25 protein-coding genes are annotated in these 18,941 nt (G+C 66.0%); 11 read left to right on the top strand and 14 right to left on the bottom strand.

Annotated features, from left to right (window positions below; translation table 11 throughout):
- Positions 1–43: 43 nt before the first annotated feature.
- From ACWC1K_RS19810 to ACWC1K_RS19800, 3 genes are all read right to left on the bottom strand, one after another.
- Positions 44–232 carry a hypothetical protein gene (locus ACWC1K_RS19810; RefSeq protein ID WP_450832900.1) on the bottom strand — a complete coding sequence of 63 codons (189 nt, stop codon included), beginning with the start codon at positions 230–232 and terminating at the stop codon, positions 44–46.
- A gap of 143 nt (positions 233–375) precedes the next feature.
- On the bottom strand, positions 376–963 hold the full coding sequence (locus ACWC1K_RS19805) for a hypothetical protein (RefSeq protein WP_450832898.1): 588 nt from the start codon (positions 961–963) through the stop codon (positions 376–378).
- Positions 964–968: 5 nt separating this feature from the next.
- Positions 969–1,466: a phage tail tube protein gene (locus ACWC1K_RS19800; protein WP_200682388.1), complete on the bottom strand. Its 498-nt coding sequence runs from the start codon at positions 1,464–1,466 to the stop codon at positions 969–971.
- A gap of 280 nt (positions 1,467–1,746) precedes the next feature.
- Here ACWC1K_RS19800 and ACWC1K_RS19795 point away from each other — a divergent pair, with 280 nt between their 5' ends.
- Positions 1,747–2,826 carry a CBS domain-containing protein gene (locus ACWC1K_RS19795; RefSeq protein WP_351480887.1) on the top strand — a complete coding sequence of 360 codons (1,080 nt, stop codon included), beginning with the start codon at positions 1,747–1,749 and terminating at the stop codon, positions 2,824–2,826.
- A 14-nt stretch (positions 2,827–2,840) separates the two neighbouring features.
- Here ACWC1K_RS19795 and ACWC1K_RS19790 read toward each other — a convergent pair whose 3' ends face one another.
- Genes ACWC1K_RS19790 through ACWC1K_RS19765 form a run of 6 tightly spaced genes read right to left on the bottom strand, consistent with a single transcriptional unit; the run spans position 2,841 to position 5,682 of the window.
- Positions 2,841–3,722 (bottom strand): GNAT family N-acetyltransferase, encoded by an 882-nt coding sequence (locus ACWC1K_RS19790; protein ID WP_450832896.1) that lies wholly within the window; start codon positions 3,720–3,722, stop codon positions 2,841–2,843.
- A gap of 21 nt (positions 3,723–3,743) precedes the next feature.
- Positions 3,744–4,268: a hypothetical protein gene (locus ACWC1K_RS19785; RefSeq protein ID WP_450832894.1), complete on the bottom strand. Its 525-nt coding sequence runs from the start codon at positions 4,266–4,268 to the stop codon at positions 3,744–3,746.
- Positions 4,265–4,504, bottom strand: a complete 240-nt coding sequence (locus ACWC1K_RS19780; protein WP_450832892.1) for a hypothetical protein — start codon at positions 4,502–4,504, stop codon at positions 4,265–4,267. Before ACWC1K_RS19780 ends, ACWC1K_RS19785 begins: the two co-directional genes overlap by 4 nt.
- The gene (locus ACWC1K_RS19775) at positions 4,501–4,902 is read right to left on the bottom strand and encodes an HK97 gp10 family phage protein (RefSeq protein ID WP_450832890.1); all 402 of its coding nucleotides are present in this window, start codon (positions 4,900–4,902) and stop codon (positions 4,501–4,503) included. The genes ACWC1K_RS19780 and ACWC1K_RS19775 overlap by 4 nt, the downstream gene beginning before the upstream one ends.
- The gene (locus tag ACWC1K_RS19770) at positions 4,899–5,321 is read right to left on the bottom strand and encodes a DUF6093 family protein (RefSeq protein WP_351480877.1); all 423 of its coding nucleotides are present in this window, start codon (positions 5,319–5,321) and stop codon (positions 4,899–4,901) included. The genes ACWC1K_RS19775 and ACWC1K_RS19770 overlap by 4 nt, the downstream gene beginning before the upstream one ends.
- Positions 5,314–5,682, bottom strand: a complete 369-nt coding sequence (locus ACWC1K_RS19765; protein WP_450832888.1) for a hypothetical protein — start codon at positions 5,680–5,682, stop codon at positions 5,314–5,316. The genes ACWC1K_RS19770 and ACWC1K_RS19765 overlap by 8 nt, the downstream gene beginning before the upstream one ends.
- A 368-nt stretch (positions 5,683–6,050) precedes the next feature.
- Here ACWC1K_RS19765 and ACWC1K_RS19760 point away from each other — a divergent pair, with 368 nt between their 5' ends.
- From ACWC1K_RS19760 to ACWC1K_RS19750, 3 genes are all read left to right on the top strand, one after another.
- Positions 6,051–7,205, top strand: coding sequence for a hypothetical protein (locus tag ACWC1K_RS19760; protein ID WP_450832886.1), 1,155 nt, complete (start codon positions 6,051–6,053; stop codon positions 7,203–7,205).
- Positions 7,206–7,269: 64 nt separating this feature from the next.
- Complete coding sequence (locus tag ACWC1K_RS19755) at positions 7,270–8,556, top strand: NucA/NucB deoxyribonuclease domain-containing protein (protein ID WP_450832884.1); 1,287 nt, start codon at positions 7,270–7,272, stop codon at positions 8,554–8,556.
- A 13-nt stretch (positions 8,557–8,569) separates the two neighbouring features.
- Positions 8,570–9,097 carry a hypothetical protein gene (locus tag ACWC1K_RS19750; protein WP_450832882.1) on the top strand — a complete coding sequence of 176 codons (528 nt, stop codon included), beginning with the start codon at positions 8,570–8,572 and terminating at the stop codon, positions 9,095–9,097.
- Positions 9,098–9,372: 275 nt separating this feature from the next.
- Here the strand turns inward: ACWC1K_RS19750 and ACWC1K_RS19745 are convergent, their stop codons facing one another.
- From ACWC1K_RS19745 to ACWC1K_RS19735, 3 genes are read right to left on the bottom strand one after another with little or no spacing between them, the layout of a single operon-like run.
- Positions 9,373–10,113: a hypothetical protein gene (locus tag ACWC1K_RS19745; protein WP_450832880.1), complete on the bottom strand. Its 741-nt coding sequence runs from the start codon at positions 10,111–10,113 to the stop codon at positions 9,373–9,375.
- Between the two features lie 6 nt (positions 10,114–10,119).
- The gene (locus ACWC1K_RS19740) at positions 10,120–10,665 is read right to left on the bottom strand and encodes an RNA polymerase sigma factor (RefSeq protein ID WP_351480862.1); all 546 of its coding nucleotides are present in this window, start codon (positions 10,663–10,665) and stop codon (positions 10,120–10,122) included.
- Positions 10,666–10,703: 38 nt separating this feature from the next.
- Positions 10,704–10,904 (bottom strand): hypothetical protein, encoded by a 201-nt coding sequence (locus ACWC1K_RS19735; RefSeq protein WP_450832879.1) that lies wholly within the window; start codon positions 10,902–10,904, stop codon positions 10,704–10,706.
- Between the two features lie 650 nt (positions 10,905–11,554).
- Here ACWC1K_RS19735 and ACWC1K_RS19730 point away from each other — a divergent pair.
- Positions 11,555–12,154, top strand: a complete 600-nt coding sequence (locus ACWC1K_RS19730) for a hypothetical protein (protein WP_450832877.1) — start codon at positions 11,555–11,557, stop codon at positions 12,152–12,154.
- Between the two features lie 60 nt (positions 12,155–12,214).
- Here the strand turns inward: ACWC1K_RS19730 and ACWC1K_RS19725 are convergent, their stop codons facing one another.
- The gene (locus ACWC1K_RS19725; RefSeq protein WP_450832876.1) at positions 12,215–12,457 is read right to left on the bottom strand and encodes a hypothetical protein; all 243 of its coding nucleotides are present in this window, start codon (positions 12,455–12,457) and stop codon (positions 12,215–12,217) included.
- Between the two features lie 20 nt (positions 12,458–12,477).
- Entirely contained in the window at positions 12,478–13,140 is a 663-nt protein-coding gene (locus tag ACWC1K_RS19720; protein ID WP_450832874.1) for an HNH endonuclease family protein, read from the bottom strand.
- 747 nt (positions 13,141–13,887) lie between these two features.
- Here ACWC1K_RS19720 and ACWC1K_RS19715 point away from each other — a divergent pair.
- The 6 genes from ACWC1K_RS19715 to ACWC1K_RS19690 all read left to right on the top strand — a co-directional run bounded on the left by ACWC1K_RS19715 (position 13,888) and on the right by ACWC1K_RS19690 (position 18,874).
- On the top strand, positions 13,888–14,217 hold the full coding sequence (locus ACWC1K_RS19715) for a hypothetical protein (protein ID WP_450832873.1): 330 nt from the start codon (positions 13,888–13,890) through the stop codon (positions 14,215–14,217).
- Between the two features lie 23 nt (positions 14,218–14,240).
- Positions 14,241–14,549, top strand: a complete 309-nt coding sequence (locus ACWC1K_RS19710; RefSeq protein ID WP_351480855.1) for a pore-forming ESAT-6 family protein — start codon at positions 14,241–14,243, stop codon at positions 14,547–14,549.
- 56 nt (positions 14,550–14,605) lie between these two features.
- The gene (locus ACWC1K_RS19705; protein WP_450832871.1) at positions 14,606–15,001 is read left to right on the top strand and encodes a DUF6507 family protein; all 396 of its coding nucleotides are present in this window, start codon (positions 14,606–14,608) and stop codon (positions 14,999–15,001) included.
- Between the two features lie 2 nt (positions 15,002–15,003).
- On the top strand, positions 15,004–17,541 hold the full coding sequence (locus tag ACWC1K_RS19700) for a hypothetical protein (protein ID WP_450832869.1): 2,538 nt from the start codon (positions 15,004–15,006) through the stop codon (positions 17,539–17,541).
- Between the two features lie 12 nt (positions 17,542–17,553).
- Positions 17,554–18,414 (top strand): immunity 49 family protein, encoded by an 861-nt coding sequence (locus tag ACWC1K_RS19695; RefSeq protein ID WP_450832867.1) that lies wholly within the window; start codon positions 17,554–17,556, stop codon positions 18,412–18,414.
- A 166-nt stretch (positions 18,415–18,580) separates the two neighbouring features.
- Positions 18,581–18,874 (top strand): hypothetical protein, encoded by a 294-nt coding sequence (locus tag ACWC1K_RS19690; RefSeq protein ID WP_450832865.1) that lies wholly within the window; start codon positions 18,581–18,583, stop codon positions 18,872–18,874.
- Positions 18,875–18,941 lie beyond the last annotated feature (67 nt).

Below are 18,941 nucleotides of genomic sequence, written 5' to 3'. Positions count from 1 at the left end.
CCGCGCCCCTTCCTCCTAGCCCCCTGTCACCCTCAACCACCCGCTACGGCACGTCGCGTGGCACCAGGCCGATCCGCACCCCGTATCCATCCGGGCCGTCGGGCACCTGGTCCTGCTCGTGCGCGATCAGCTCACAGCCGGTGCAGCGCACGCTCGTGGTGACGTACGCGAACCGGTCACCGCCCTGCTCCTCGTGCCACTCCGCGGCCCGGGTCCCGCACTGATCGCACACCGTCCGCTTATACGACGCGAACGCCAGGGCCTTCGCCCGGTCCAGCTCCGTCCAGCGGCCATCACCCGCACCAAGGAACTGCGAGTGCGGGATTCCCCAGCGGTCGCACAGCTCCAGCTCAGTACGAAGCTGTACGTCGGTGATCAGCCTTTTCCCAGCTCCACGGTGCTGGTGCGCACGATCTGCTGGGCCTGCCACGCCGCCGCGAACAGCGCGTTCGACTCGGCAACCGGCCACGAATCGAGGAGGTCCTGCGCATCCTCCTCGCTCATGCCCTCCACGGTGTTGTGTTCGTCGTCCCGCTCAATGTGCGCGGCAGCGATCAGAGCCGCGGGGAACGTCTCCGGATTCCACGCGTCCCCGTCCTCAGCCTGCGCCTCGGTCGGAGGGAACCTCTTGATCAGCCCGTCCAAGATCGGCCGCGGCAGCGCCCTGAACGTCAACTCCACCGCGACGCAGTCGAACATCTCCTGTGCGGTCTCGACCTCAGCCTCGGCCTTCGCCGTCGCATCGCTGTACTCCCGGCCGTTTTCTGCATCCGCCATGCGGCAACGGGCAAGATCTCGCAGCGTCTCGTCCAGGAGCCGCTTGGCGTCCTGGTCGTCACAGATCACCAGCGTGTACTCGGGCAGCTGGCGGGCACGGAGCCGGGCCAGCTTGGCCGCCCAGTGCGCATCACGGGCAACAGTCCGGGCGGGCGGGGCAGGAGTGGTCTTGGTCTCCGTGGCCACCGGCATCACTTCTCGACCTTCGGCGCCGTGGCGGCCGGGACAGCGGCGTCCTGGGTCGGCTTCTCCGTGATCGAGAAGTTCACGGTGAACTTGGCGGCCTCGTTGTCCGTCGAATAGTTCGGCGACCGCGATCCGATCCGTACCGGGAACACGTCCATCGAGCGGGAGCCCGCGACATCGCCCTTGCGGAGGAAGACGACCCAGCCGGTGTCGTCCTTCTTCAGCAACTGCTCGATCTCGTCGGACACCTTGTCCTCGTAGAAGCCGAGGGAGGAGTCGTCGGCCTGATCGGTGCCGGGGATCTTCGACTCGAACGTCGAGCCGAGGTCGGGGGTTTCGATGGCCTGGTTCTGGAGTGTCCAGCCGTCGATCGCCGCGATCGCATCCGTCAGGTCGGTGCCGGCCGTGAGCTCGGCGCGAGTGGGGACGTGTCCGGTGTCGGCGACGGTCTTGAGCCACAGGACGCGGGTCACTCCGCGCCGGGAGAACTTCTTTACCTGCAAGGTCTGCTGTCCGATTCCGGGACGGCAGCCACACATCCGAGAGGCCCCGTCCCTCGACGACTGTCGGGGAACCGGCCCACACCACGGGGTGGTTGGGCGTCCGCGCAGGGGCCTCCGCGGTGAGGATGCGAGCGCGCTCAGACGAGAACGGTTGAGCGGTGCACGTAGATCACCCTACTGTCGTCGGCGGCAGAATCGCTGATCCCTTCGAAGGCGCTGCAGCCCGGCACCTTGATCCCTACGATGCCGAAGGACACACGGTGGAGGGGGCACACACGAAATGGCGCACGACGAAGAGCAAGCGGCAGACCAGGCCGAGCCCGCGGAGGAACTTGCCGAGGCAGGCTCGAGTTACGACGACTTCCTCGTCGAGGCCAAGAAGCGGGCAAGCAGCCCCACCCCGCTGGAGATACGGATCCGCGACCTGCTCGCGTTCTGGAACACCCAGAAACGTGGGCGCCGCATCGTCGAGATGATCGTGGCTGATCTCGCCGCGGAGGGTCTGCAAACCACACCTGATCTGGATGCCCAAAACTCCTGGGAATCAGTTCAGATCACGAGACTGCCACAAGCAGATACCCATCCCGGCGAGCCAGTCGGCATCAAGATCGGAAGCCTCGAAGCCGCGAAGATCTGGGCAGCAGGCGCGGACCCGGACAACAGCTCCGGTACACCGAAGATCCCCAGCCTGAGCCGAGACGCGTCCTTGGCCACCGCTGGCTCCATGATGCTGGCATCCCACCTCGACCAGCTTCCGGTCACCGCGGGGAGAGTCCTCGAAGGAGCGGTCAGCTGGCGGTCGATTGCCCGCGCCCAGTTCGTGAACCCGCACGCCACGCTCCGGGACGCGATCGTGCCCGCGAAAGAAGTCCAAGCGGAGGACGACCTGCTCAGCGTCATCCCGCAGATCGTCGAGTCAGGGTTCGTGTTTGTCCGCGACCGCAGGAACGTGCTCACCGGAGTTGTCACGACAGGTGACCTGAGTCGAACGTTCGACACGCTGACGCGCCCCTTCCTGCTGATCGCAGAGATCGAGCGACGTTTGCGGAAGATCATCGACAGGAAGATCGCCGACGGGTCCTTCACAAAAGAGGAGCTGGGCGCCGCTGTTCAAGGCGAGGGACGCGATCCTGCCGTGAGCGCGGCAGACTTGACGATCAGTGAGTACCAGACGCTCCTGGGCTCCAGGGAGATGTGGGAGCGGCTCGGGTGGCAAGCCGACCGCAAGATCTTCGTGAAGGCCCTCGATGAAGTGCGGCAGATCCGAAACGACATCATGCACTTCGACCCTGACCCCCCGGACACGTCGCCGCTCGTCGGGTTCCTCGACTGGCTTCGGCTGCAACACCCGAAGGACTAGCGCCCGGCCATCTGTCAGTCGCGGACACTGGGGGCGCTCGCCGGGAAGTTGTACACGGTGAAGTCGATGACCGGGCGATACCCGATCCGCTGGTACAAGGCGTTGCTGGTGGGGTTCGCCAAGTCCGCGAACAGCAGCACCTCCGCCGCGCCCGCCGCCAGCGCCGCCCGGCTCACCTCAACCGTCGTGGCACCCCCATAGCCGCGGCCCCGCAGATGGGCCGGGGTGTACACGGGAGCCACCCGGATCTGTCCTGCGACCAACGGCGTCGCGCCCGCCATGGAGACGGGGATGCCGTCCGGGGTCTCCCAGAACGTGACACGTCCCTCGGCGATACGAGTGTCGGCCCAGGCGCGATCATCTGAAGAGGAAGTTCCTCCGATGGCAGCAACGAACTCGCGGTGCCACAGCATGAGTTGCTCGCGGTCCTGCTCGCCCACGACCCGGCCTCGGCCCTCGGGAGCCGGATCCGGCGGAGTGAGTGCGCCGAGGCGGTACAGGCGCTCCCGCTCGTGGAGCGTCGGCGTCACGCCCGTGTGCCGCGCCCACGCCTCGGCGAACGCGCCGGCAGTGTCGTCATCCGCGCTGACGCCAGGAAGGACAAGACCGAGGCTGGCGAGGCGAGCGGCGAGGGCGTCAGCCTCGGCGGGAGTCAGAGAGGTGAGGCTCAGGCGGCGCGGCGGGGTGCGGAAGAAGGCCGCACGCACCTCGCCTGCCCGCTCCAGCCAGCCGAAGAGGGGGGCTTCCGTGCCGTACGCGTTTGCTCCGAGGGTACGCAGAGCCTCGGTCACGGTGAGTGGGACGGTGTGTAATGCGGGACGTGAGCGCAGGAAGTCTCCGGCCTGAGCGAGAAACGTCTCGACGTCTTCGTTGAGATGCCAGTCATCCGGGTTCATGCCCCATGATCCCGCGCGCTGTCAGCGTTCGCCCGCGAATTTCCCCGGCACAGACGACAGGGCTCGCATACCCGAAAGACCGGAATCAGGATCCCCCTCGATAGCGGTGACGCCCTCGCAGCCCGTAGCCGAGAGTTCGTACCGCTGCACCGCCGTCACGACACTATCGTCCGCACTGGCAGGATCCACGCCATCGTCGACCAGCAGCTCCCTGGCCCACACGTCCACATCAGCAGCCGGAATCGGATGTGCCCACGTGCCTTGCGTCGTACGGCCGAGCAGCGCGTGCTGGACCCGATCCGCGAGCCACTCGGCCTGATCGGTGCGCGCAGCCACGACTGTCACCTGGTAGACGAGACGCGCATCCTCCGCTCTGTCCGCGAGCGGCGCTCCGTCGACCGTGCCGCCCTGCGGGTACAGGACCGTGTATGGCAACGGTGCCGGACGCCCGTCGAGGAGCGGAAGGCGGCCACGACCGCACGGCCTGCCAGTAGCAGCGGCCAGCATTCCTTGCAGGGCTTCCGTCACACGGCCGCGCTCGATCACAGGTCACCTCCGGCGGAGTACGCGGCCGCAGGCTCCTCGACGCTGAGTACCCCGTACCGGCACAAGCCGAGCGCGTCCCACTCCATCACCCCGGGCGTGGTCAAGATCGACAGACTCCGCTCACCGTCCTCGTCGAGGACCTCGGCGACCATGACCGCACGGGCGAGCAGTCCCCGCTCGTGGTCTGCGAGCACGCCCGCCAGAGCATCCTCAAGACTGCCGGCCAGATCGCTCACAGAGCCCTCGACACTGCACCACGCAGCTCCCGGACCAGGAGCGGCCCGAAGGCGTTGACGGCTGGCCCCAGGTGAGGGAACGGCGGCTGGTTGTAGTCGCGGCCGAGGCTGTCGACGCCGACGAACCCGAACTCCAGCCGCCTGCCCTGCGGAGCACTTGTGCCGACTTCAGCAACGATCACAGGACCTGCCCTGTGCACATCGGACTGCCACGACGCCCGGTACTTGCCGGTGATCACCCGCGGGCCCGGCCGACCGGACGCATTGCGCTGCACCTGCACCACCAGCGCCTTCGCCCCGTGTCGCATCGCGGTCTCAGCCGCGGACACCGCTTCCTTGCTGCCTCGGTTCAACGCTGCCGCCAACGGGGCTGGACTCTGAAACGTGCCGCCGCTCACCGCGCCACAGGCTTCCGGTTGTGCTCCTCCAGCCACACCGTGCGCAGCACGGGGAACGACGACACCTCACCCAGCGCCGACACCCGGTACGTACGGCCAGGGGCCTGCTCGTCACGGGCCTCAACGATCAACACGGTGTCGTTCTCCCACACCTCCGGAGCGCCAAGAGGCAGCAGCATCCGGTACCCGGCACGCACCTCCTGGACGTACGCGCCGTCCTGCCCTGAACCCTTGCTGCGGATCCGCTCCTGGTGCGCGTACAGACCGGCCTTGTCCTCGTACACGACCACCGGCGGGGCTGGCACAAGGTCACCGGTTCCCGGGTCGAGGATGTCCTGGCCGCTGCCCCGGCTGACCTGAACCTTGTCCGGCATCAGGTGGCGCTCCGCGAAGCGGACGAGTCCGGACTGATCAAGCACCCGCAGCCCATTCCCTCAGCTGCGCCAGCGTTCCGCGGGTCAGCTCACAGGGACGCCCGTCCAGATCGTCCCGGTTGAGAACGGCCTCGTCGAGCTTCTGCCAGTCCACCGCATCAAGGAAGCCGATCACCACATGCCGAACATCCGCCGGCTCCACGGCCACCTCGGCCAGGCCGTCGAACTCCATGCCCTTCCAGCCCTGTTGTACGAACAGGGTGACCTCGGGGCCCTCGTCGACGGTCTGCGTGATCCGGTACGCCTCCACCGCATGGGCCACGTCGTGGCCGTCGATCTCGATGACCGCCCCCTCTCCCGGGGCAGCGGCTATCCGTACGCGGTGGGAGTCCTGGTTCACGCTCATGATCTCGACCTTAGGTGTGCCAAGAGCAGCCTCCCTGTGTCATTGACGGCAGGCACTCCTGCGGCGCCTCAAACGTACTCGCGTCGCCCCTGAGACCAGCAATGCGCCATGTGATGTGAATCATCACTGGGGTTCGATTCAACTTGTCTTATTAAAGGGCAAGTTGTAAATCTCTAGCTGTAGGTTCCCTGTGACCATTCTTGATCGTTCTAGGGGGAACCTTGTCGCGTCTGCGCGCGAGATTCTTGGCCCTGGCATGCGCCGGGGCGACCGCATTGACCGTTCTTGGCGCTGCCCCGCCGGCCAGCGCCGCCGCGCCTACCGATGCGTGCAGCATCCTGTACAGCGCCCGCATCACCTTCTGGGGGATGACCTGCAGCCAGCCCGGCGAGCCGATGATCGGCGGCTTCGCCACCTGGCGGAACGTACCGATCACCTTCGATGGGACCGACACCGGCTCTGCCACCGTGCAGGTGGGCAACTATCTGAGGGTCACCCCGAACACGTCGAGTAGCCCGCTGGCCGCCAACATCGAGATCGGCTTGTACGCGGAGAAGACGGGAAGGACCACCCACACCTACGGGCCACGCTGGACGGAGATGACGACCAGCGGCGGCCGTACCAAGGCCATCACGGCCGGCGTCAACCCGACCAAGCCGGACAAGCGCAACCACACCTACATGACCGTGCGTCAGGACCGCGGCAACCAGTGGGATGTGCTCTACGACTTCAACAAGGTCGGATCTACCACCAGCCAACTCAAGGTGCTGGGCGGCAACACCAACCGTATCGACGTCGGCCTGGAGGTGACCGGCCCGAAGTATGTCGATGTCCCTTCGATCGCGAACCGAATGCAGTTCATGACGGGGAACAAGGTCTGGGAGAAGGTGGCCACGCGCAACGTCGCCAAGTCCGTCACGCTTCCCTCCTGCAGCGCCAGCCACCCGGCGCCGAACTGCTTCACCAGCAAGCTGGCCGACGGCACGAACTTCACCCAGTGGACGGTGAGCAAGCCGCGCCGGCAGGCCGCCGCCCTCGCCTCACCGCACACCGTCACCCCGTCGCACGTCCCCTCCGCCGTGGACCTGCCCGGCACGTTCAACGGCGTGGACCAGGAGGCCCTGCAGGCCTGCCTGGACAACGACCCGGACAACTGCCTGACCACCGTGCCCGGACTGTCCGAGTGCGTAGTCACCGCACGAGTCTGCAACGCAGCAGCTCTGGCCGCCGGAGACACCGCTGACGACAGCACAGGCGAGGCGGACGTATCCGCCACCGACATCCGCTCCCGGGCCGCAGCCGCCTTCGATGTCCCCGCCGACGCCCTCGCCCTCGACCCGCCGCAAGCGAGCCTCCGCTCGGCTGACGGCATGAGTGACGCCGCCTGGACGGTGACCTCCACCAGCACCACCCCCGGGCTGCTGCACACCGACCGCCGCTTCGACGGCTTCACCGCCCGCTACTCCGCTCGCACCGGCGCGCTGCTGGAGGCCTGCTGGGGCGACCTCTGCGATGCCTCATGACCGCCGTCAGCCGCATCCACCGCAGTCACCCCGCCGCCCCCACCAGCCCGCAAGGAGTCTTTCGGTGAACACCCGTACCACGCTGGCACGTTACGCCCGCGGCGTCGTAACGACCGCTGCCCTCACGCTCGTGGCGGCGCTCACCACGGCAGCCCACCCGGTCCCAGCCACAGCCGAACCGGATGCCGCGGTGGTCGAGTTCGTCGACGCTGCTTCCGTCCCCGCCGACCAGTTGCGGGGCTTCAACCAGCCCATCCCCCTCGCCGACTATCTCCGCTCGCATGGCACGAGCTCCCTCGCCCGGCAGAAAGCGGCCACCCCCGCTCCTTCGGATCAGCAGGATCTCCGACAGCAGTGCGCCGGCCATGCGGCTCAGGCGAAAACGACCACCGGCTGGATCAAGTCCCGCTTCGAAAGCTGCCAGAAACGTCCGTACGACCTGGTCCTGCGGGACGTCAGGGGCACAACCACCGTCGGCCGCCTCTGGTTCGACCAGTGGATCCTCGGCTTCACCCACGACGGTGATCGCCGCGTCGACTACGTCGCCAGCATCGAGAACATACGCGTCCAGCCCATACCTACCGAGGACGCCACCAAGTGGCGCGTCGGTCAGCACTTCCGTTCCAGCATCGACGCCTCCAACAGCGACCCGGACCCGCAGGTGACCGAGCCGACGACCAAGGAACGCGACGAACTGCTCGGCGTGTGGGACCGCACCCCGCAGTGGACCCTCACCTACACCTCCCCCGACAGGGGACCCCTCTTCGACCAGGGCAACCAGCAGCGCGTCTACTCCACCGTCACCATGGACCTGACCGCCAGCTCACCTACCGTCGCCCCCTACACCGGGGGAGTCGACAACTACCACTCCAACGTCCGCTACGACTACGCCGGAAAAGTCGCGGGCAAGTACAAGGGCACCGTCTTCACCGCCGCCCGGGTCGAACTCGCCATGAGCCAGAAAGACCCAGCGGTCAATGAGAGCGCCTTGCACATCTACGACGCCCTGAACCGTCCGGAGCGGACCTTCCCCTCTTGGCCCGGCAAGACCGTCCCCGGCGTCAAGGAACCTCTCCACCGGATGGTCGACCAGAGCAAGATCGACAAGAACCGGCAGAAATCCATCGGCGAATGCAAGAAGGTCTGGGGCGACTACTCCGGCAGCGGCCTGCAATGCGACGAGTACCCCTTCGCCTCCACCGAGGAAGGGTCCACCAAGGGCGACAACCGCTTCTCCGTCCGGCTGATCGACGGCACCGACAACCGCAAGGGAGGGGAGCGCCTTGCTGAGATGTACACCTTCAACCGCATCCTGGACGGCGACCCCTTCTACATGAAGATCACCGACTAGCAGGAAGGCCCCCATGGCGCTTCTCGCCGAACACAACGTCACCGCCATCCCCGGCCGCCGGGTCGTGGAGGTCTACGACGCAGACGCCTACCTCGGCGACGAAGCCGCCCTGGACGCCGCGGAGGTACAGGTGGTAGCCGGCAACGGCTACCACCTGTACCTCCTCAGCCTGCAACCCGACATGAAGGTGCAGGTGACCATCCGGATCTGGGACACCCCGCCCGCCCCGCCGACGGAATGCGAAGGCCACGTCGACATCAGCCTCGAGTCCGAAACCGGCACCCTCGTCATCGGCCAACTCGACCGCGGCCCCGCCGCCGAGATCACTCTGCCCCGCCCCGGCGTCTACGAAGGCCACGCCTGGTGGATCAACCGCCAGGCAGCCGCCGACTACTACGACACCACCCTCGACCAGCTCACCGACGAATCCCCCGACGACTGGCTGACCGAGGCCTGGAACAACTGCCCCGTGACCGAACGCTACGTCCTCGACCTCGCCTACAGCCGAGAACCCGAACCCGTTGATGACGAAGACATCTGAGGAATGAACACCATGGCCGTGGCATCAGGACTTCATAGACCATGCGCCACAGCCAGCCGAGGTCCTCGACCCGCCAGATGGGGACACCCCTGATCACCACGGTGCCCCCTGGCCAGCAGCAGCGTTCTGAACCACCAACGCTCACTGCCGTACCGTGAAGCGAGTCCCATCCGAGCTGCTGGCTGCATCGCTCGACGATGCTCCGCCCCTGCGTACGACAAGGGGCGGAGCATCCGGGGCAATCCCACTCATTCGGATCCATTCCCGAGTCCAGATCAACTGGCCGCGGCGAACTCCTCCAGCCGTTCGGCGAGTGCCGGATCAGGCTGTGGCACGAGGCCATAGTCTTCGTCGCACCCCTTGCCGAGATGGTCGATCGCGTCCCGCAGCGCCGCACTCGGCAGTTCCGACAGTCCGAGGCCCCTGGCTGGCGTCTCCGTGTGCCAGGTCGTCAGTTGAAGTACGCGAGGACGGTACTGGCTGGCGCCGGAGTCGAGCTGTTCGACTTGCTCTGCCCAGTGCTCGGCGTCGCGCAGTTCGCCCCGACGAAGGTGCATGAGGTATAGGCAGTATGCCGAGGTGGCGCTGCCGGCGCCCGCGGCGAATTGCCACCAGAACTGTGCCCCCTCCTCTTGCTGTGCGAGATCGAGAAGGCAAGCGAAAATCAGGGCTCCGTCCGGTTCGATGCGGCGGTCGTTGACGAAGCGGGCGACGTAGGCCGACGCCTCCTCGTCGTGGATGACGAGTTGGGAAAGCTCGCGCAGGTCCCGGGCAGCCTCGGCGTGGCGGGGGATACGACGTCGTGCCGCGTCGTCGACGCGAGGTGCGAGGGGGTTGTCGCGGCAGCGGCGCTGCGCCAGGACTCGCGGGAGCCTCATTTCGAGGAGCCTTTCCCAGCGCGATTGGGCGGCCTCCTTGGCGATACGGTGACGCGCTCTGGCCGCATCGTAGGCGTCGTACTCGCCGCGCAGGACACGAGCGTCGGCAAGGGCCTCTTCGAGGGACTTTAGTCGCATGGGTGGTCACTCCACGTCGTCGCGGTCCGCCGTCAGATCGACGGTCAGATCCAGGTCCTTGGCCAGCTTCCTCTTGGCGTGCCGTGCCTGCGAGCGGACGGTCGCCGGGGTCACCCCCAGAATGTGGGCAGTCTGCTCGGTGGGATAGCCGAGCACGTAGAGAAGCACCATGACGTCGAATTGCCGCTCGGGTAGCCGTGAGATGGCCGCGTACAGGCCCAGGGCGCTCTCCATGTCGGCGAGCTGATCGCGAACGGACTCCAGTGCGGCGCGGTTGACGCGGGCGAACACCGCGGTCTCCACGGTGGCCGGGACACGGCCCTGAAGACGGAGCTCGTCGGCGATGCGCTCGCGCAACAGTGCCCACGCATACGCCTCGTGGTTGGCGTCCTCCATCATGTCCGGCCAGTTCAGGGCCAAGTCCATGAACGTGGCGTGGACGAGCTCCCCGGCTGAACGCTCATCGCCGAGCTGGATATGTGCGTATTCGAGATAAGGCCGGTGGTAGAGGTTGTGGAACGCCCAGAAGGCCGTGGGCAATTCGGTCGTCATCGCACGGACCACGCGCTGCGGTGGGAGCTGCGGACCGGTCACTGGCTGTCCCCGTTCTCGTTGACATGCTGCGGGGTGATTGGAGTAATGCGAGCTGCGCGCCGTTCGGCGAGGGACTCGGCTCCGATCCGCACCGTGGCGCCGAGCAGGCGGCGCACCAGCGTCCGGGCGGCCGGGGCGAACACGCGCAGCGCGGTGACCACCGAGAGGGCCAGCGAGAGGCCGGCTACGTCATTCACGGCGATGATCCTTATCGTCAGCGGGCGGTGCCGTGTCCCCCTCGTGGGGCACCGGAGAGCCCTGTCGCTCTCGGGATCAGCAAACCGATCGACGAGCCCGATCGTGCAACGGCTTCGCGAGATTCTCTCGGAGAGTCAACTTCCGGTGACTTAAAGCGAGTTCGAGAGGCAGGCTGCCTGCAAACCGCCTTCCCTTCGGGACTGGCGGCTGAGCTGCAGGGTCCTGCTTCGCGTCTGGCGATTCCCTGGCAGACGCCCCGACCGCACGGAGCTCATCGGTATGACGCAGCCCACAATTCGAGCGCGACCGGGCAGATCTTGCAGGTCGGCGGTCTCCAGTTTGGCAATGAACTCGACAGCGCACTCCAGCCTTGGACAGAGGGGGCGCCAGCTGACTGTAGGTCGTGCAGGCCATCCCGCAGGCCGGCGGCGTGGCCTCGGCGTAACGGCGGAGGACCAGCACGTGATACCTGACGGGCAGTTGAGCCGACCGAGCGTCTATGGTCCTGCCGAGACAAGGGAGCATTGTGGCGGATCATTTATTGAGGCGTGTCCAGTCACGACTCACGAGGCAGCGAACCACCTTGAGTCGCGTCAGGGCCCGCAGAGGGCGTCCGCGACGGTGGTGGCAGCGGGTTCCCTGGGTGGCCATGGGGACAGTGCTAACGGTTGTCGCCGGTATCGGAAGCCTGGCATTCACCGGCGTCGCGACGTACTACGGCGCTCTGACGTCGCAGGATCAACTCGAGCAGTCGCGAGAGGACTCCGAGCGGGAGGCGCGCAGTCAGGCGATGCAGGTCTCGTTCTGGTTCGAGGGTGCAGGCACCGCAAGACCTGTTCTGCACGTGATGAACAGGTCGCCCGACCCGGTTAATGGCGCCGTAGTCAGGTTCCAACTGCGCATCTTCGCGAAGGAAGAGTCGCAGCACGACACAATGGCAAGCGTCGGCATCAGGTTTGACGCCCTGCCGCCGTGCTCACTCCAGACCATCGAGACCGGCCAACTGCGGATACGCACCCATTCGCAAAACGAGCCGTTAAAGCTGCCCAGTCGGCCCATGTATGTCACGGAGCCGTTCTTGGCGTTCGGCGACCGCGACGGCCGCATCTGGGCCCGCTTCAACGGCCGATTGGTCACGGCAAAGGAGACGGACAAGTACAAACCTCCGTACCACGGCGTAGAGGTGACCCTGACTGGCGCGCCGAAGGAGACCCCGGCGCCGGATTGTGGGGATGCCAGCGGGAAGTGATGAGGCGGGAGGCGCACGGCCGCGGACCAACCTGCTGATCCGGGGCCGTGGCTGTCGAGTTCAGCGTGGTACTTCCGCGTTTTGACCGCCGCGTACTTGGTCCAGCACTGCGGCGTGCAGGGCGTCCAGCCCACCGTCAGGCAGGGGTGTGGGGCTGCCGGTGAGTGTGTACCACTCCTCGGCGCCCAGGTACTGGACCGCGACGGTCGCGCGGCCTTGCGGCAGGGCGGTGGTGACGATGGTGAGGTCACCGGTGATGATCCCGACCTCGACCGTCAGCGCCCCGCCCGGTCCTGCCGTCACGGTGGACTCCAGCCGTTGGCTCACAGACAGGTGCCCAGCATTTTCTGCAGGGCAGACTTCTCCTTGCCGGTGACGGAGAGACCGTAGAGCGACTTCACATGTGTCCAGGCCCGGCTGTAGGTGCACCAGTAGGCACCGTTCGGCGGCGCCCACTGATCTGGCGACTGGTCGCCCTTCGACCGGTTCGACGCCGCTGAGACCGCGATGAGCTGTGAATGCTCCAGGTCGTTCGCGAACTGCTTGCGCTTGGACGTGGTCCACGTGTCGGCCCCGGAGCGCCAAGCGTTGGCCAATGGCACCATGTGGTCAACGTCGATCTGGCTGGCGGAAGCGAACGACTTGTTGTCGTACCGGCTCAGCCAGGTCCCGGAGACCGCACGGCATTCCTCGTCCTGCTTGACGTCGACGCCATCGCGGGCCAATACGACCTCGCGGGTGTCGCACTTACCGAACTGCGCCGCCCAGTGCGGGAATTTGGCCCGGCTGTAGCCGGTCATCGGATGAGGGGCCTCGACGGTGAGGGTCTGTAGCTCGTCGACCGCGACCGCTGCCGCCGGCGGCGCGGGCATCTGGAGTGACGCCGCCGGTGGGCTGAGGACAGTGGGCGAGGCAGAGGCGGGGCTGGCGAGAGCGACGACGGCGAGGGAAAACGCGGTCGTACTGCGCGACAGGTGCTTGATCACGCCCGCGTTCATATCGGTCAGCCCGCACCCCACCAGCCCGGAACGCAACGAGCCCACCCAGATGGCGGGACATCATCACCGCAGAAACGGTATTCCGGCCGCCCGCGACATGCCGCTCGCCCGTGCAAGGTCAACGCCCTCCACGGCTCATCGGCTGGGCCCTGCAATCCGACACCCGACCGCAGGCCAGGTGGCCTGTGGCCGCGAGGTCCAGCAAGCAGGTGTGGGCCACCCCGAGCATTGGGAACGCCTTTTCACCGGACATGACAGCCTTGCCCGTTGTCTCCTCTGCCCAATTCCGCCTCGCATCCGGGCAGGCGCCCAGCGGACCGACTTCACTGGCCATCAGGACTTCCCGCAGACGAACCGGCATCCTCCGGCTCCAGAGACGGCGCCGGTTGGGATCGCCGGGCTTCCTCCCGGACACGCCCCCACGACCGGATCAAGTCGGGTTCAGCTTGGTTCGCACGTGAGCACGCAACGGCGGCGGCATGGTTGGGCACTCTGCGCGGCGCAGTTGGCCACAGTGTGGCTACTCATCCGGCCGACCGGAAGAGACGGCCACATCACCACCGCCCGTTCGGCAGCGAAGGCTTGTGAATCAAGCCACTCCACACGTTGGGCGTTGCGTCAGCAACTCCTCGTAGGTGACGATGGGCACTTGGGCATGTGACGCGAGTGGCGTCCGAGCGCGCTGCGACGTCTCGCATGTCGACGATCTGGACTACAGGTGCGGGGGACATCTCCATGAAATTCGACATGGGGTCAACGACGCTTGCCACTCTGACCAAGAGCACGATCGGGTCGAGTGACGATCTTGGCACGCTGATCCAGCAGTTGATCGCCGCGGCGCAGCCGTTGGAGGGAAAGTTCAACGGCGAGGGCAAGGCCATGTTCGACTCGTTCAAGCTGCACGCAGATGAAATCACTACCGCGTTGAACGGGTCGCTGTCGTCGATCCTGGGCGGCCAGTCCGGGATGGACACAGGGTTCGCCACCGGCGATCAGGAACAGTCCGACAACGCGCACAAGACGATGAGCGCCGCGAACTTCGACGCGGCCCGCTTCCACGGCTGAACCACAAGGGGGATGTGAGCAGCATGGCCAATCTGGACCGTCGCTCCTACGACACCGGCGCCTCCGCCGACGTACAGAGCAGTCTTCAGGGGATCATCGGTCGGCTGGAGACCGTGCTCGGCGAGCGCGACCGTGCGGTGAAGGCCGCCATGGCGGACTTCCAGGCCGACGGAGTCTCGGACGAGTACCACGGCAAGGAAGTCCGCTGGAACAAGGCGGCCAACGAGGTGCGCAACATCATTCAGCTCGTGCGCACCACGCTGGAGCAGAACGACGCAACTGCACAGGCCACCCTGGCCAAGGCCCGGGCCGCAGTCGACAACATCGGCTGATACGACGGCAGTTGCAAAGCCGGGCGGCTGTCCGGCAAGGACATAGGGGGAAAGTTGTGACGCGGTGGGACGTCGATCCAGCCGGCGTGTACGGCGTGCTGTCCAAGGCGGGGACAGCGGCGAAGGACATGTCGGAGGCAGGCTCGGCGATGCAGGGCAATCTTGAGGAAGCTGCGTCCGCAGCAGGGACATTGACCGATCAGTTCGGGCCGTACACCAGTACGGTCGGTTTGGTCGGTTCGGCCCTGGGGCAGTTCGCGGAGCACTGGAACCGGGATCTGTTGTACATCGCCAAGCGGACTTCGAGGTCCCTGAACGGGGCGGATCAGGCCACCCGTTACTACATGGCCGGCTCCCTGGAGCAGGCGGTGAACGCTCAGCGCGACGCCGCGAAGGAGCCGAAGGTGGATCTGCCCGGCGGTGAGACGGGCCGTCGTACGGAGGGCCGGTAGCGGTGGGCGACGAGGCGAAGCTGATCGACCCGTCCGGGATCCCGCACTTCATCGGCGACCTGGCCACGCTGGACACCGATGTGATGCTGCTGACCGCGGACGCGGGCCAGTTCCGGGCGTCCGGCTCGGATGTGCACACCGAGTTCCAGGGCCTGTCCGCGTTCTATGAAGCGCCGGAGGCGGAGCAGCTGTTTGCGTCCACGCTGCCGGTGAAGCAGAAGTCGGACGCGTTCGCCGACGACCTGGAGAAGGTCGCCACGGCCCTGTCGGACTACAGTTTCGAAGTCCAGCCGCTGGTACAGAAGTTGGACGCGCTCAAGGCCGACGCGACCGCGTTCGTGAACTCAGTGACCGGGGACGACGGCTGGCACAAGGACCAGGACAAGGTCGACCACAACAACGACCTGTGGCACGACGTCAACCACACGGTCGCCGCCTTCCAGGCCGCCGAACGCGCCGCCTACAACAAGATCATGGCGCTGATCGGTGGAGCCGGGCTGAGCGCCGACGACGGCTCCCACGGCAAGAACACGTACGGCTACAACGCCGACGACCTCGACCACGCCAAGGAAACCCCCTGGGGAGCGCCGGTCGAGCGGGAGTATGAGGGCTGGTCCTGGCTGGTCCACCAGGGCAAGCAGGTGTGGGACGGCGTCTGGCACGACGGTGTCATCGGCACCCTTCACGGCCTGGGCACCTTGTTCGGCTCCGACGGCTGGGGTGCGGCCGGCGAGGCCTGGAAGAACCTCGCCAAGCTGGGCACCGCCTCCTTCCTCACCAGTTCCACGCTGGGCGCCTGGTGGCTGATCCCGGACGACCAACTGCCCTCCTGGCTCCGTGATTCGCGCAAGGTCCACAACCAGGCGGTGAAAGGCTTCCTCGCCTACGACCAGTGGAAGACGAACCCGGCCCGCGCGGCCGGTGCGTTCGGCTTCAACGTCCTGACCGTGGCCGGCACCGAGGGCGTCGGGAGCGCGGCAAGCGGGGCGGGGAAGGCCGGCGCTGCGGCCCGTACCCTGTCGGTGGTCGGCAAGGTCGGCCGGGCCGTCGACCCGATGACGTACATCGGCAAGGTGGGCAAGTTCGCCTTCGTCAAGGTCGGCGACACCTTCAGCACGCTGGAGAACCTCCACTCCGGCACGTACCTGGACATGGCGAACCTCGGCGACAGGTACACGCCCGCCGAACACCCGCTGCCCCTCGCGGAACGCCCGGTCTCCGTGCCCGACAGCGCCATCGAGTACATCGATGCCAAGGGGAACCCGGTCTATCTCACCCAGGATGGCCACGTCCTCAATGCCGACGGCACACTTCACCAGCACGTCACCCAGGCCAAGGTCGAACCATCGGCGACCGAGCGCGCGGGTGCTGAGGCCGCGGAAGGTGGGGCACGCAGCCCCGAACTAGTGGGAGCGCATGCCGCCACCAACTCGGTAACGGACACAGGGCCAGCCGCTGCCGGCCACGCCAGCGGCGACGGGACCCACGGTCTGGGTTCGGGCGTCTCAACAGGGCACGCGACAACCGGTGTTGCACACGGAGAAGGCGGCGGTGGACGCGGGCTGTCCAATGGTCCATCCGGGAGCGGATCGGGCGGAGAACTGCCGGGCCGGACCAGTGACGGCGTGCATCCGACGGGTAAGGGCTGGTACGACGACCTCGATCCGCACCAGATCAAGGACGTGCAGGTCTACAGGGCCAATCACGAGCCGGGCTACCGTGAGACGTACTACCAGAAGAACGGCCACCGCATACGTGTAGCCGTCCCCGACGAAAGCGGCTTCGCGCCGCCCCAGTTGGTCAAGGACCCGCATCACCCTGGGAATTGGATCGCAGCCAGTGACAAGGCCTCACCGATCCCTGAGAAGTATGTCCATGGCTCCAAGGTCGAACAGGGACCGGAGACTGTGCGTACGCAGGAGGGTCTTGACGCCATCAGCGACAGGGCGCAGCGGCGACATTCGTCCGTGACTGCGGACAATGCGTGGCACGATCCGCTGAAGGACGCGAAGCACGCCTACAAGGCAGACCCCACCCCGGACAACCTCAAGGCCTACGAAGAAATCAAGGCCGATCATGCGCCGTTTCACCGGGCCATGAGCGAGGACAGTGAGGCGTTCGGAGAAGCTGTCGCGCAGCATCATGTCATTCCAGAGCATTACCCTGGTGCGCGGATGGAGGAGCTGGCGGGTCCCAAGAACGGGAACGACCAGTTCGATCAGCTGTGGAGTTGGACGGATGAGCACGGGAACAAAAATTTCGTTGTCATCGAGTCCAAGAGCACCGTCACCACGGAACTGGGGAAGCGACAGCTGCCAAGCGGTATCGATGCCCGGCAGGGTTCAAGGGACTACTTCCTCGACATTATGCGGGAAATGAAGCAGCGTGGACTCGACGGCAATACGAACGAGAAACGTCTGTACAAGGAGCTGAGCAAGGCCCTGAAGCATGGCAATGTCGACTACATCCTGGTCAAGGGGAAGGTCACCTCGGCGGGCGAGTATGCTGGCTACCAAAAATGGACCTTCGACATCAGCTAAGGGGAGACATCGGTGACTGAGACAGTGGCCCGGCATGACAGGCCGAGCACCCTGGATGAAGCCGATGTTCAGGACTTGGCCGAGGAACTGGAAGACAGCGTCCAGAACCTGGGAAGGTCGGCCACCGTCTTCGGACTCGCCCTCAACGAAGCTCTGATGCAGGTACAGGCTCGCCTCGTCATTGATCCGAAGGCGTCCGAGTTGCCGACGTGGCGAGCAACGGTGTCGGCCATGCAGGTCGGCTCTGCCGCCTTTGCCGCGGCAGCAGTGACCGAGGGCACCGTGGAGTGCCGGATCCTCGACGAGATGCGCTCGCTGCCCGCGACGGGACCGCAGTTCTACGCCAACGCGGGAAACTGGCTCACCGCCTTCTGGTTCGCCATTATTTGTCGTGATCAGGAGCGCATGACGCAGATGTGCCAAGTGCCGTTGGAACTTCTCCGTGCATCGGGCGCACAAGGCGACGAATACGTCTACGACTGGGTCGACACCCTGCAAACGTATTGGCTCGAGCGTCCGGGGCTGGTGGAGAAGCTGTCCGCCGCAATCGATAATTCCTTTCCAGAAGTCGCAACGATCGTCTCCCGGGATCTCCTCCAGAACATTCTGTACCAACCGATCAATCTCTTCTACCAGTTCCTGCGTAAGGATCATGCCGCTTTCAACGCGGCTCTGGTCGAGGCGCTGCAACTCCACAAGGCATATTGGACTGCTGACGAGAAGCGGGCGAACGACCTCGGCGGCTCTGTAGCCCTCGGGCCCTTGGCCATCGCGTGCCTGGCCTACGATGCAGGGTTCCCGATCGAAGTGGAGTCCGACTACCTTCCGAAGCATCTCCTCGAACGTGAGTGGGTAGGCGAGTTCGAGACGTGACCGGCCTTGAGCAGTCCCCGTACTGACGGGCGTGCCTCGTCAAGCCTTGCCGGTAACGACAGGTGGAACAACTGCTCGCCAACACGCTCGGCATGGCGGCGAGGAGTCACCATGCTCGTACTCATTGAGCCCCCGCGTAACCCGTGGAACCAGAAGGAATCGAGTCATGTCGGCGCAGGACTATGACAGCCAGCTTCTTGAGTCGGTCTCGGTCCGGCGTCGGCGGCTGCGCGATGCTGTGCTGTTCGGCGGACAGCGCCAGCGGCGCACCGTGGATGAGCGGCTGGGCAAGGTGTTTGCGGGTGTGGTGATCGCTGCGGTGGTGTGCGCCGGCTGTGTGGGGTGGTCGTTCATTTCGCATCGGGTTCTCGGCGCGAGCACGAGCCCCTACGGGACCTCGACCACGGTCCCGTCAACACCGTCTGCCCAGACACCAACCGTTGCCTCTTCTGCCCGATGATAGGTTCGAACGCGTGATATCTGCGGGGGCATTGAGCCGTACGGGACTAGCGTTGAGCTGAGTCACC

It is taken from the genome of Streptomyces sp. NPDC001492, assembly GCF_053597275.1.
This window is presented reverse-complemented; position numbering and strand designations above follow the sequence as displayed.